11 protein-coding genes and 1 tRNA gene are annotated in these 13,812 nt (G+C 46.2%); 3 read left to right on the top strand and 9 right to left on the bottom strand.

Features of this window, described 5'->3' with window-relative positions; all coding sequences use genetic code 11:
- The first annotated feature begins 37 nt into the window (after positions 1-37).
- The 3 genes from L3V27_RS20820 (at position 38) to L3V27_RS20810 (ending at position 3,779) form a co-directional block, all read left to right on the top strand.
- Positions 38-114: transfer RNA gene (locus L3V27_RS20820), tRNA-Asp, on the top strand.
- Positions 115-1,053: 939 nt separating this feature from the next.
- Positions 1,054-2,625 (top strand): ABC-F family ATP-binding cassette domain-containing protein, encoded by a 1,572-nt coding sequence (locus tag L3V27_RS20815; protein WP_237312656.1) that lies wholly within the window; start codon positions 1,054-1,056, stop codon positions 2,623-2,625.
- The gene (locus L3V27_RS20810; RefSeq protein ID WP_176320518.1) at positions 2,622-3,779 is read left to right on the top strand and encodes an MFS transporter; all 1,158 of its coding nucleotides are present in this window, start codon (positions 2,622-2,624) and stop codon (positions 3,777-3,779) included. The genes L3V27_RS20815 and L3V27_RS20810 overlap by 4 nt, the downstream gene beginning before the upstream one ends.
- Before the next feature lie 74 nt (positions 3,780-3,853).
- On the opposite strand, the gene fis is transcribed toward L3V27_RS20810, so the two are convergent.
- The 9 genes from fis to L3V27_RS20765 all read right to left on the bottom strand — a co-directional run bounded on the left by fis (position 3,854) and on the right by L3V27_RS20765 (position 13,653).
- Positions 3,854-4,150, bottom strand: coding sequence for a DNA-binding transcriptional regulator Fis (fis, locus tag L3V27_RS20805; protein ID WP_000462885.1), 297 nt, complete (start codon positions 4,148-4,150; stop codon positions 3,854-3,856).
- Positions 4,151-4,173: 23 nt separating this feature from the next.
- Complete coding sequence (gene dusB / locus L3V27_RS20800; protein WP_005382505.1) at positions 4,174-5,142, bottom strand: tRNA dihydrouridine synthase DusB; 969 nt, start codon at positions 5,140-5,142, stop codon at positions 4,174-4,176.
- Between the two features lie 139 nt (positions 5,143-5,281).
- Positions 5,282-6,169 carry a 50S ribosomal protein L11 methyltransferase gene (gene prmA / locus L3V27_RS20795; RefSeq protein ID WP_085344392.1) on the bottom strand — a complete coding sequence of 296 codons (888 nt, stop codon included), beginning with the start codon at positions 6,167-6,169 and terminating at the stop codon, positions 5,282-5,284.
- A gap of 165 nt (positions 6,170-6,334) precedes the next feature.
- Positions 6,335-7,678, bottom strand: coding sequence for an acetyl-CoA carboxylase biotin carboxylase subunit (accC, locus tag L3V27_RS20790; RefSeq protein WP_005397839.1), 1,344 nt, complete (start codon positions 7,676-7,678; stop codon positions 6,335-6,337).
- 14 nt (positions 7,679-7,692) lie between these two features.
- Complete coding sequence (gene accB / locus L3V27_RS20785) at positions 7,693-8,157, bottom strand: acetyl-CoA carboxylase biotin carboxyl carrier protein (protein WP_237312654.1); 465 nt, start codon at positions 8,155-8,157, stop codon at positions 7,693-7,695.
- A gap of 61 nt (positions 8,158-8,218) precedes the next feature.
- Positions 8,219-8,668, bottom strand: a complete 450-nt coding sequence (aroQ, locus tag L3V27_RS20780; protein ID WP_005397842.1) for a type II 3-dehydroquinate dehydratase — start codon at positions 8,666-8,668, stop codon at positions 8,219-8,221.
- 303 nt (positions 8,669-8,971) lie between these two features.
- Positions 8,972-10,924, bottom strand: coding sequence for an acetate--CoA ligase (gene acs / locus L3V27_RS20775; RefSeq protein WP_237312652.1), 1,953 nt, complete (start codon positions 10,922-10,924; stop codon positions 8,972-8,974).
- 237 nt (positions 10,925-11,161) lie between these two features.
- Complete coding sequence (locus L3V27_RS20770) at positions 11,162-11,791, bottom strand: 3'-5' exonuclease (RefSeq protein WP_005382363.1); 630 nt, start codon at positions 11,789-11,791, stop codon at positions 11,162-11,164.
- Positions 11,792-11,826: 35 nt separating this feature from the next.
- On the bottom strand, positions 11,827-13,653 hold the full coding sequence (locus L3V27_RS20765) for a DUF294 nucleotidyltransferase-like domain-containing protein (protein ID WP_237312650.1): 1,827 nt from the start codon (positions 13,651-13,653) through the stop codon (positions 11,827-11,829).
- Between the last annotated feature and the right edge of the window lie 159 nt (positions 13,654-13,812).

Raw genomic sequence — 13,812 nt, 5'->3', positions numbered from 1 at the left:
TGGACACTTGCTGATTACAAGCGAGTGATACCACTGCGGAGTGGTAGTTCAGTTGGTTAGAATACCGGCCTGTCACGCCGGGGGTCGCGGGTTCGAGTCCCGTCCACTCCGCCACTTATATTAAGCCCCAGTCGAAAGACTGGGGTTTTTTTCGTTTTGGTTACCCGACTTCCCTTAACCGCATTTCCATATTGAAACCTTGCATCGAGAGGTAGGCTTCCCTCTTCGCTATGCTTTCTAAGCCCTATCATGACGAGTTGATTCACAACTCTGTGCTGTTTCTACTGAACCGGGTCCCAGTCTCGAGGGCTAGTTTTGAGCCCCTGTGCTTACTTACCAAAGCTTCCTTTATTATTACCTGGAAAGTTTATTCACTAGGTTATGTTATTTTCAGGGATGATTTCTTTGCTTTAGATGTTGTGATTTAGCCACCGGCGCTCATTAAAATAAGCTCAGCGCATTTAAAACTTTCCGAACATGGATTTTGTTTTGTAGATCTATTTAAGCCAGTGTCTTAAAGGATATTCGCTACTTCTTCCCTCTAACCCTCTCCAACCTACAAAGCCACCACTACGTACGTATAACGTGAGCGGTAGATCTGCTCTCATAGCTGTGCTTGCTGAGTAAGTCGTTCACCTGGCTCATTGACTGAGGAAAGATCTTCTTTCAGTGGATCTTCGTCTAAGTCACGATAGTTTTTAATAATTATCTGGTACTTTTTATTCTAAAGGTGTACGCTTCACATCGAATGTTTTTTCGACAGTAAACCATGTTATATCTCTTGTTTAAAAGCTTTGTAAGAAGGCTGAACTCCGTGCAAAAAACGCGATGAAGTGTTGCTCGGAGTCTTAAATTAATCTTCATCAGGTGTTTATGCGTGAGTAACTTCGCTGAAGTTATACGCAGGCGTTTGTACACCTGATAAAAGAGAAGAGATGGCCGGTGATATTTCATCATCGGCCTTTTTGTATCTGTTAAGCAGCTACAAAGCATTATCCAGTATTGAAATAAGGGCCGGTATTGATCACCGGCCCTTTTTATTTGGTTAAAAACATGAGTATTTTACAAGTTAAAAATTTGTCTTATCAGATCGCTGATAAGAGTTTATATAACAACGTGACATTTCGAATTAACGTGGGAGAGAAAATAGGTATCACTGGAGCGAATGGCGTTGGAAAAAGCACCTTATTAAAACTGCTTATCGGTGAATTATCTGCAGATAAGGGCAGCATTGACTGGTTACCAAACCTTGAGGTGGGGTATTTAGAGCAACATTTTAAGATGGATAATACGTTGACGGTTTATGAATGCTTAAAGAGTGCTTTTGAGAACTTATACGCTGCCGAGCAGAAGCTTTGGACTTTGTATCAGGCGATGACCGAGTCTCACTCTACATCTCTTTTAAGCCAAGTCGCCCGACTACAGGCATATTTAGAAGATGAAGACTTCTATGCAATTGATACCAAAATTGAACAAGTTGCTGTAGGTCTTGGCATTTATCAATTTGGCTTAGATACACCGCTTGTCTCGCTAAGTGGGGGTCAAAGACACAAGGTCCTTTTAGGGAGGTTGTTACTCCGCAACCCCGATGTGTTAATTCTCGACGAGCCGACAAACTATCTTGATGCTCTGTACATTGAATGGTTGGTCACGTTTCTCAACGATTACACTGGCACTGTTTTACTGGTTTCTCATGATATTGACTTCCTTAATCAAGTAGCGACCAGTATTTGTGATATTGATTATCAAACGGTCCGAAAATACAGCGGCACTTATGTCAAAGCAATGCAGCAAAAGCATCACGACGGTGCTTTGTTAGAAAAGCAATATAAGGCTCAGCAAAATGAAATTCGAAAGTTAGAGCAATTTATTGCCAAAAATGGCGCTGGAGTTAACGCGAGTCTTGCTAAGGGACGCAAGAAAAAACTGGATAAAATCGAACGTATTCAACTGAATCATATAGAGAAAGTATCGATGTTTGACTTTGCTCACCAGCCTATTGGGCAACAGTATGTGATTGACGCAAAAGCGTTGAAGATAGGTTATCAGCAGCCTCTGCTTCCTGCGCTTGATATCACGTTAGCGAGCGGGGAGAAGTTGGTCGTTTCTGGTTTTAACGGCGTAGGTAAGTCGACTTTGCTTAAAACCCTTATGGGGGAGATCGAGCCGCTCTCTGGTGAGGTGGTATTGGCAAAAGGTGCAATGATTGGGTATTTTTCTCAAGATTTGTCTTGGCGTCACCCTCAGCACACGCCTGAGCAGGAGCTATGCTCTTGTGATCCAACGATATCAAGCAAAGAATCACGCAAGCTATTAGCTCGCTTTGGTGTCACCGGAGATAAGACGCAGCGCCACCTAGATACATTAAGTGGAGGTGAGCAAACTCGCGTGAAACTTTGTTGTTTATCAGTCCAGAAATGCAATGTTTTGCTGTTGGACGAGCCAACGACACATTTGGATAGCAGCAGTAAAAATGCGCTTAAAGAGGCTCTCCAGCGCTTTTCTGGTAGTGTGATTGTGGTATCTCATGAGAAGGCGTTTTTACAATCTTGGCCTGATAGAGTTTTAGATATTTCGTTGCTCACTTATGCTGAATCGGAAACAGAACAGGAGGTGGCGCTATGATGCAGTCCATGATCCTATTTCTTGTTGCTTTTCTTGTTGGTGCTGATGAGTTGATGCTTGGATCTATTCTTGAACCTATCGGAAATGATTTAAGTGTTCAACCGAGTCAGGTTACGTTATTTATTACGGCATATAGTTTAGCTATAGCAATTTGCGCTCCTTACCTGGGACGTTTATCAGACCGGGTTGGGCGTATTCGTATCATGTTGCCTGCTTGCTTCGTATTTGGGGTTGCGTCTATTACGACGGGCATAGTTCATGATTTTGAACTTGCGATTGCAAGTCGAGTGATCACAGGTATTGCAAGTGCAGGCATGTTGCCAATTGCATTTGCGTTGGCGGGAGACGCGAAGGGTAATAGAGCGATGCGTCAAATTGTGATGGTTCAGGCGGGATTAACGCTGGGTATGATAACCAGCCCAGCGATCGGAGCATTGCTGACCCAGCTTTTATCATGGCGTGCCGCTTTTATTATTTTGGGCGTTGCGGCTCTTCTTGTCGGTGCCATGAGCGTAGTGTTCATGAACAACAAGCATAATGAGTCCAAGAAGTCAGATACTCTGCCACCTATCACAGACGTCATTCATCTTCCAGGCGCGTTGAGGGCTATTCTAGCGATGTGTTTAGGCCTAGGGGGAGGTATTGGTGTATTTAACCTGATAGGCCTTCATATTCGAGATACCAGCGAGTTGGCGCTCGGTTGGGTGGGCGCTATTTATGCTGCTCTAGGGATCGTGAGTGTGGTTGGAAATATGTGCGTGGGGAGAGCTTGCCGTTGGCTTGGTAGCTCTCGAGCCGTTATGCGAGTGGCTTTAATGGTGTGCATACCTTGCAGTGCATGGGTGTTCTCAAATGAGATGAGTACGGTGACCGCTTATCTTCCAGCTCTAGTGCTCTGGTCTCTTGCTGGAGGGGTAGGCTCTCCGGCGTTACAAGCACATATAGCAAGCTTATCTGATGAACATCGAGGTGTGCTGATGTCTTCTGGAATGAGTATGATGCACTTTGGTGTCGCGATTTGGTCTGCCTTGGCGGGCTTTGCTTATTCTGTAGGTAGTGAATGGGTCGCTGTCGTGGCTTTGTTATTGTTTGGCTCAGCGGTAGTTATCTTAAAGCCAGTTGGTAATGCTGAACAAAGTGAGCGTTATTCGTAGTGTTTTAGTAGATAAAGAAAAGCCGTTACCTAAAAAGGTAACGGCTTGTTCCAAATACTTTTTGAAAGCCGGTCTTAGTTCATGCCGTATTTCTTAAGTTTTTTGCGAAGAGTACCGCGGTTGATACCCATCATAGTTGCCGCGCGAGTTTGGTTACCGCGAGTGTACTGCATGATGGTATCTAGTAGTGGCTGTTCAACTTCAGCTAGAACTAATTCGTATAGTTCTGTTACTTCCTGGCCGTTTAGTTGAGCAAGGTAGTTTTTAAGAGACGCTTTAACAGAGTCACGTAAAGGCTTCTGAGTAATCTGGTCTTGTGACGTTACTGTAGTTACTGTTAATGCTTCTGAAGTCAGATTTTGTTCGAACATATTCGGTCTAGCTCTTCTCTTAATTATGATGCAACGTTATCAAAATAACCTTCTAACGCCTCAATTTGCAGCGGAGCTGCGTCGATAGCGTTGAAGGTACGGCGAAACTCACTTGCCTGTTCATGCTCTTTCAGGTACCACCCAACGTGCTTGCGCGCGATACGTGGACCTAAGAACTCCCCATAAAATTCATGCAGAGCATTTACATGACCAAGCATAATGGTTTTCACTTCCTCAGTTGGAAGCTCCTCCATTGTGGTGCCGTTTTCCAAATAGTGATGGATTTCCTGGAAAATCCAAGGACGACCCTGGGCAGGGCGTCCAATCATTAAAGCGTCCGCACCGGTGTACTCCAGTACAAATTTGGCTTTCTCCGGGCTATCGATATCACCGTTCGCGATAACCGGAATTGAAATCGCCTCTTTTACCGCTTTAATGCTGTCATATTCGGCCTCACCTTTGTACATACATGCTTTCGTTCTGCCATGCAGAGCAAGAGCTTGTATGCCGCAGTTTTCGGCTAATTTAGCGATCTGGACACAGTTCTTGTTGTCTGTATCCCAGCCAGTTCGAGTCTTTAACGTTACAGGAACGTCCACTGCATTCACGACCGCTTTCAAAATCTCTTCGATAATGTTTGGGTATTGAAGCAGAGCAGAGCCCGCTAGCTTCTTATTCACTTTTTTTGCCGGGCAGCCCATGTTGATGTCGATGATTTGTGCACCGTTCTCAACACTGAATTGAGCTGCGTCCGCCATAAGCTGTGGATCGGAACCCGCAATCTGTACAGAGCGAATGCCCGATTCGCCCTCGTGTACCATGCGCTGTTTCGACTTTGACGTTCCCCATAGTTTTGGGTTAGCAGACATCATTTCACTGACGGCCATTCCCGCACCATAACGAAGACACAACTCGCGAAACGGTCTATCCGTTACACCAGCCATAGGGGCTACGATTAGATTGTTCTTAAGTTGATAGTTTCCGATTTTCAAAACGTCATCACAGTTCTGTACCAGCAAGGGCGCGCATTTTACGCATTTTTTCACTGCGTGAAAAGACTAATATTTGAGCATTTACAAATTGTTTTTGTAAATTGTATGAATTTCAAACAATTAGCTCTGAAAACCTTGTCTAGCCTTGCTTACGACCAGAGATGCGACACCATTCGCTTTGCTCAACAATCGGGTCAATGTGAAGCTCGTCACGGTAATAATTCGCAACATCTTCGGCTTGGGTGTCTAATACGCCGGACATAGCGAGGTTGCCATTTGGTTTAACTAGGCCTTTAATGATTGGTGCAAGTTCACGCAGTGGGCCAGCAAGAATGTTAGCAACAACCACGTCTGCAATCAGACCTTCTGGTTGGTTTTGAGGAAGGTAAACTTCTAGTTTGTCGGCAACGCCGTTACGCTCTGCGTTGTCTTTCGAAGCAAGCAGTGCTTGAGGATCAATGTCGATCCCTATCACTTTTTCAGCGCCCAGTTTGATCGCCGCGATCGCCAGAATGCCAGAGCCACAACCGAAGTCGATAACGGTCTTACCGCTTAAGTCCATGCTTTCTAGCCACTCAAGACAAAGTGCTGTTGTAGGGTGAGTACCCGTACCGAATGCAAGGCCAGGATCCAACATAACATTAACAGCGTCAGGATCTGGAATGTCGCGCCAGCTTGGACAAATCCATAGGCGTTCACCAAATTTCATTGGGTGGAAGTTTTCCATCCATTCGCGTTCCCAGTCTTTATCTTCAAGCTGTTCTACTTTGTAAGCAAAATTGTCAGCCAGCATATTGCTCGCTTTAATTTGGTCGATGATGAAGTTGGTGTCTGCTTCTGCATCGTACAGTGCCAGAATGTCAGTATCGCCCCATAAGCGAGTTTCGCCAGGTAGAGGTTCGAATACAGGTGTATCCTGCGCGTCTAAGAATGTAACAGACAGCGCGCCAGTCTCTTCCATTAGCATATCGCCGATTTGCTCAGCGTTTTCGTTGGTCGCGTTGAGTTTGATTTGAATCCAAGGCATTGGTTTTTGCTCTTAAAGTGAATGAAGTGGCGCAGAGTTTACCAGAACTCTACGATTTGTTTGAGTATATACCCAAATAAGCCTACGTATTTGTTGAATGCTTAGAGTCCATACAAAACAAAAATGCCCACGGGTGTGGGCATTTTGTAAGACGTTAGCTAAGGCTTATTGTAAGCCGAGCTTCTTCTCTAGGTAGTGGATGTTTGCACCACCATGCTGGAAGTTTTCGTCATTCATAATGGAGAATTGCAGTGGCACGTTGGTTTTGATGCCTTCGATGATCATCTCACCCAGAGCATTCTTCATGCGTGCAATCGCCACATCACGGTTTTCACCGTACGTGATTAGCTTACCAATCATTGAATCGTAATGAGGCGGTACTGTGTAACCAGAGTAGATGTGTGATTCCCAACGCACACCCATGCCACCAGGCGCGTGGAAACGCTCTATCTTACCTGGAGATGGTAGGAAGCGTTCTGGGTCTTCTGCGTTGATACGGCACTCAATCGCATGGCCACGGATCTTAATGTCATCTTGAGTGAATGACAGAGGTTGACCCGCCGCAACGCGAAGCTGTTCTTTGATTAGGTCGATGCCGGTAACCATTTCTGTTACTGGGTGTTCTACCTGAATACGAGTGTTCATTTCGATGAAGTAGAATTCACCGTTCTCGTATAGGAATTCGAACGTACCTGCGCCGCGGTAGCCAATTTCGATACATGCACGAGTACAACGTTCACCGATGTACTTACGCATCTCTTCAGTGATACCTGGTGCTGGAGCTTCTTCCACTACTTTTTGGTGACGACGTTGCATTGAACAATCACGTTCACCAAGGTGGATTGCGCCGCCTTGACCGTCAGCGATAACTTGTACTTCAACGTGACGAGGGTTTTCTAGGAATTTCTCCATGTAAACCATATCGTTGTTGAACGCTGCTTTTGCTTCAGCGCGCGTCATTGCAATCGCTTGGATTAGGTCTTTTTCTGCGCGAACGACACGCATACCACGGCCACCGCCGCCACCAGACGCTTTGATGATGACTGGATAACCAATGCGTTTAGCAAACGCCTTGTTTTTCTCTTCGTCGTTGTCCAGAGGACCGTCAGAACCAGGCACACAAGGAACGCCAGCTTTCTTCATTGCGTTGATCGCCGACACTTTGTCACCCATCAGGCGGATAGTGTCTGCTTTTGGACCAACGAAGATGAAACCACTGCGCTCAACTTGCTCAGCGAAGTCTGCGTTTTCTGACAAGAAGCCGTAACCAGGGTGAATGGCAACTGCTCCTGTTACTTCTGCTGCAGAAATAATTCGTGGGATATTTAGGTAGCTGTCGATACCACGAGCAGGGCCGATACATACGGTTTCGTCTGCGAGTAGTACGTGCTTAAGATCGCGGTCAGCTGTCGAGTGAACAGCGACGGTCTTAATACCTAACTCTTTACAAGCGCGAAGAATACGAAGTGCAATTTCACCTCGGTTCGCGATGACTACTTTGTCTAGCATAAGGCAAGCCCCGCTTATTCGATTACAACAAGAGGTTGGTCGAATTCAACTGGTTGGCCGTCTTCAGCTAGGATCGCTGTAACAACGCCAGATTTGTCCGCTTCGATTTGGTTCATCATTTTCATTGCTTCAACAATACATAGCGTATCGCCAGCATTTACTTTCTGACCCACTTCTACGAATGCTTTAGAGTCTGGGCTTGGAGAACGGTAGAAAGTACCAACCATTGGAGAAAGAACTTGGTGACCTGCAGGCGTTGCAGTCGCTGGAGCTTCTGCTGCTGGCGCTTCTGCTACTGGTGCCGCTACTGCTGGAGCAGGTGCCGCTACTGGAGCTGCTGCGTAGTGAACTGGTGCTTGAGGGGCTGCAGTGCCGTGACGACTGATGCGTACTGACTCTTCACCTTCAGAAATCTCTAGCTCAGCAATGCCAGACTCTTCAACTAACTCAATTAGCTTCTTGATTTTACGAATATCCATCTTTTCTTTCTCTTTTATCTTGTGATTAAGACAACCCTCGTGGGGTTGCAGAGTGTTAGGGTTACTTTGCCTGTAGCTTATTAATCGCGGCAGACAGAGCGAATTCATAACCTTGTGCGCCCAAACCGCAAATCACGCCTTCTGCTTTATCTGACAGATAAGAGTGATGACGAAATGGTTCACGTGCGTGCACATTTGATAAGTGCACCTCAATAAATGGGATGGCGACGCCAAGTAATGCATCTCGCAGTGCCACACTGGTATGAGTGAAAGCCGCTGGATTGATGATGATGAAGTCAATCTTGCCATAAGCAGCATGAATGGCTTCAATCAGTTCGTACTCACGATTTGATTGTAGGTGTTCCAGTTCCACCCCAGCGTTATGAGCTTGCTTCGTAAGAGCATCCACAACTTGTGCTAAGGTGCTGTGACCATAGTGTGTCGGTTCGCGCAGACCCAATAGGTTAAGATTTGGTCCGTTTAGAACAAGAATCCGTGACTTTGCAGACATTATGTTGCTATCTTCCCTTATCGTGAGTGGAACGTTTATATTCCCAAATATACGATAGTTCAGCACGATTTTTTTGTTAAAACCGAGCAAATTTTAAAAAATCGACCAAGATTATAGCTAATTCATAGCAATTAGCAGCAATTTACTGGTCTAATCTCCTAATAGCCACCTTCGTTTCTGTAACCAAGTTAACAAAAACAACATAATTGCCATGTTCTTTGTGTGGCTAATTTGTGCGCAAAAGCAAAAAACCGCCATGAGTGATGGCGGTTTTTAAAGTGCTTTTAAAACAGTTGGTTGAATTTATGCCAATTCTGCTTTCTCTGCGATGAGTTTGTCTACCACGCTCGGATCGGCAAGCGTTGACGTGTCTCCGAGGTTGCTTGTATCGCCCGTTGCAATCTTACGCAGGATTCGACGCATGATCTTACCAGAGCGAGTCTTCGGTAAGGAATCCGTCCAGTGCAGTACATCTGGTGTCGCGATTGGACCAATCTCTTTACGCACCCAATCTTTAACTTCTTTGTGCAGCTCAGCTGACGGGAATTCACCATCGTTCAGTGTAATGTAAGCGTAGATAGCTTGGCCTTTGATGTCATGTGGAATACCAACAATCGCCGCTTCTGCAATCTTGTGGTGCGCCACTAGCGCTGATTCAATTTCAGCGGTACCCATACGGTGACCCGACACGTTTAGTACGTCATCAACACGTCCTGTGATCCAGTAGTAGCCGTCTTCGTCACGACGCGCACCATCACTGGTGAAGTACATACCCTTAAAGGTTGAGAAGTAGGTCTGTTCAAAGCGCTCATGGTCGCCGTAAACCGTGCGCATCTGGCCTGGCCAAGAATCAAGGATAACCAAGTTACCTTCAGCAACGGTATCTTCAAGAATGTTGCCCATATTATCGACAAGAGCAGGCTGGACGCCGAAGAATGGGCGAGTCGCAGAGCCTGGTTTTAGATCGGTTGCCCCTGGTAGTGGCGCAATCAAGATGCCGCCAGTTTCCGTTTGCCACCAAGTATCGACGATAGGTGAGTTCTCGTTACCAATCGTTTTGTAGTACCACTCCCACGCCTCTGGGTTGATTGGTTCGCCCACTGAGCCCATGATGCGCAGGCTTGAACGAGATGTGCCTGCAACCGCTTCATCACCTTTTGCCATTAGCGCACGAATCGCGGTTGGGGCGGTGTATAGAATGTTGACTTGGTGTTTATCAACCACTTCACTCATTCGGCTTGTGCTTGGGTAGTTTGGTACACCTTCGAATAAGATGGTCTTCGCCCCATTTGCAAGTGGACCGTAGATTAGGTAAGTGTGACCGGTAATCCAACCCACATCCGCGGTACACCAGAAGGTTTCACCTGGTTGATAATCGAAGACATATTTAAAGGTCATCGCCGCGTAGACGAGGTAACCACCAGTCGTGTGTAGTACACCTTTAGGTTTGCCTGTTGAACCTGAAGTGTAAAGGATGAAGAGCGGATCTTCGGCTTTCATTTCTTCTGGTGGGCAAACGTCAGAAATGTTAGCTGTTGCTTCGTGCCACCAAACATCACGGTGTTCATGCCATTCGACATCACCACCTGTACGTTTAAGCACCAACACTTTATTGATGGTTTTTACGTCTGGGTTAGTTAGTGCTTCGTCCACGTTCTTTTTCAGTGGAACGGCACGCCCGCCGCGCACGCCTTCATCAGCGGTGATCACGACTTTAGCGTCAGAGTCGATGATACGGCCAGAGAGAGCTTCTGGTGAGAAACCGCCAAATACAACGGTATGAACCGCACCGATGCGGGTACAAGCGAGCATAGCCACTGCGGCTTCTGGCACCATTGGCATGTATAAACACACCACGTCGCCTTTACGTACGCCTTGCTCTTTCAATGCGTTGGAGAACTTACATACTTCTTTGTGCAGTTCGTTGAAAGTGAGTGTTTTGTCGTCGGCTGGATCATCGCCTTCCCAGATGATTGCGACGTCATCCCCGTGTTCTGCGAGATGACGGTCAATACAGTTCGCCGAGACGTTCAGCGTGCCGTCTTCAAACCAACGAATGTCGACATGACCAGTATCGAAAGAGGTGCTTTTTACTTTGGTGAAAGGTTTGATCCAATCAACGATTTTGCCGTGTTCGTTCCAGAAGCCCTCTGGATCGGTTACCGACTGCTGATACATGGCTAAGTAAGTATCATTATCCGCGTGTGTATGAGTTTTAATATTTTCTTTTACCGGATAAACGTGGGCTTCGCTCATGGCTTCTCTCCTTGTGCCTTATTTCTCGGCCTTACACCAATCTAGATAAGATTTTGAATATGTTTTTGTAGGGCTGTTTTTTGGTTCTAAATAACTTGGTCGTGGTAATGACGACGTTGTGCTTATAACTGTCAGTCACTGCGCGTATTTCCACAATTAGACTTTAGGATGAGAGTGAAGGAAGCGCCGTGAAATCGCTGAAACAAAAGTATTTCTGGGAGCTAGGTCAACTGATTTTTATGTATACGGCGCGGTTAGGTTGGGCAAATCGCCTTTCGTTAAGCGAACAAAGACCAAAGCGGCAGAAATCGCATCTTGTAAAGCGTCGTGTTTATCTTGGATAGGAAGTTCGAGGTGTTTACAAATGGCATCCAGACTTAAGTCGAAATAGGCATTCGGCAAATGTCTTTCCAGCTTGTCGTGATAAATCTGACTGACCTCGATGAGCGGGTTAGGAAGTGGGAAGCCAAGTTGCCTCAGACAAGCAAGGTCTAAAATCTTTTTATCGTAACGAATGTGATAACCGACAAGTGGTCGGTTGCCGATGAAGTCGAGCAGCTCGAGCAGCGCCTCTTTTTCGCTAATCCCGTCGACTAAGTCTTGGTGGCGAATTCGATGAATTTTGACTGAGCCAGAATCGAGCGATTGCGGCGCGCGTAAGCGGACTTCAAATGGTTGACTAGTGATGATGCGGTTGTCGATGATCTTCGTGGCCGCAATGGTCACCAACTCGGCGCGATTTGGATCAAGGCTGGTGGTTTCGCAGTCGAGAGAAACGTATTCCGTTTTATCGGGCGTGCAAAAAAGCGACTGATAAGGAGAGCCTTTCAGTTTGTAGTGCCAGTATTTGCGTTGTAACCAGTTCATTGCCTACGCCTCTGTATGATTTATGAAAATCATGGTTAATCACGAATTTGATAGTGGAAGCCTAAAAATTGCTTAAATTTTTTCACTACATGTAAGCTGTGGCGAAGTAAATCACGCTCGGTTCTATCCAGTTGTTTAATATCAATGTTATTCAATGCTTCTTGCTTTTTGAGTTGTTGATTAAGGCGAACCTTAAAGAACAATTTCAGTGCTTCGTTGAGGTTATCTGCCGTTTCAGGCTCTAAGATGCGCTTATTTCTCAGTGCATCAATGCGCTCAAATGTGTTCTTCTCCTCAATGGCATATTCCAAAGACAAGGTGCGAATGCCGTGCACAATTGGGAAAATGCCGCCGCGTTTAATATCTAATCCATCCTTAGCACTTTTTACGTTGCCAAACAGAGTTAGGGGCACAGAAAACTGCAAGGCAGGGCGAGTAAAATCAGACAGTATCAACATGCGATCTTTCATTGTGTCGCGAAGGTGGGTCGCGATTGGAGCCAGCAGTTCGCGATTTCCCGCAACAGCATGGGCGTCACTGAAAATGGCTAAGTCCATGATTTGTTGTGGTTCGGCTTTAGCTATCCAGCGGTCTAAGGTGTTTATCCACTCTTGCTGCGTTTTGACCCATTTCGGGTTGTTGACCATGACTTTACCCGGGCAAAGTGGATAACCGAGCTGTTGTAGAGTGTGCGTGAAGGATTGCATCACTTGTTCGCAATGAGGCCATTCCAAACCATCTTGAATAATTAGAGCATTGTCTTGGTCTGTCTTGAGAATTTGTTCTCCTCGACCTTCTGAGCCGAGCACGATTAAGCAACAATGATCGTGCAAGGCAGGTGGAACCACTAACTCAAACGCTTTTTCGATAATTTGCTCGTTCACGGCGGAAATCAGCTCCATGATAAAGCGAGTGCGGATGCCGTTTCTCAATAAACTCTCGACCAATTGACGCTGGCGGTTTGAGGCCAATGCGAGCTCTTCCACACTGCTTGCTCTGGCAATACTGAGCGTTAATACGTGAGAGTGGGTAGAGAACGCGCTGAGAATTTGGGTCATATCCAGCATGCCGACGGCTTGGTTGCCATCACATACCATGAGACGCTTCATTCGATTTCGAGTCATGGTGATCATGGCATTGAACAAAAAGTCACCATCATCAACGTGATAGACAGGAAAGGTGGCGATATCACCGACAGGGGTATTGAGTGCGCAGCCATCTAACATCACGGAGTGCAGCATGTTGGTGCGCGTCACGATGGCGTATGGATGAGCCGAAGGCCATTTTTCTAATCGCGGATCGTCATCATTGAGTTTGACAAGTGCTGCATCGATCCCATTTGCTTTTAGGGTGTGCGTCACCTCGTTAATCGGCGTATTTGGCTCAAGGATCATCGGTGGGTGATAAATGCTGCGGTCCACTTTGGTGAGGATAAACTCTGCCAAGTTTTGTTGTTGGTGAGCGGCTTCGATGAGCTCTTGTCGCTTTGATAAATTGTTATCGAAATAGGCCGCAAACTGACCATTCTCGTTGTAAAGCGCCAGAAAGACGTCTTTCGGCAGCAGATAGGAGAGTGTGTCCTCAAGAGCGATGTATTGATGACGTACGTTGTCTTCAAGTAATGAGCGCACATCAAACATATCGTCGTTGGCATAATGCGCGAACACTTCCTGCTGATCTTGGGAGCGTTCTTCTACCGCGCCTTTGATCAGAATGTGCAAGTGAGGGTTTTTCTGTCCGCAAGATAAAATAACATCTCGAGCTCGATAGTAGGCAACGTCCAGAGACGAGCGCAGTCGTGTCTGTTGTGCTTCGGTTAAGCGGTCGAACGGTGGAGATTGCATGTTAAATTTGTCAGGCATGAGAACACCCAATGATGGAAGGAACACTCTCTAAGTCTGACAAATTTCCTACTGGAAGCCAGACGACTTTGGTCTAAATCACGATGATTTCGCTTTAAGATGGCCAATGTCGCAAAGTTAGTATTCCATCGAGGAAACGATAAGTTGCCTATTCTTCCC

The sequence above is a fragment of the Vibrio sp. J2-3(2022) genome (genome assembly GCF_021725735.1).
Taxonomy (GTDB): Bacteria; Pseudomonadota; Gammaproteobacteria; order Enterobacterales; family Vibrionaceae; genus Vibrio; species Vibrio diabolicus.
This window is presented reverse-complemented; position numbering and strand designations above follow the sequence as displayed.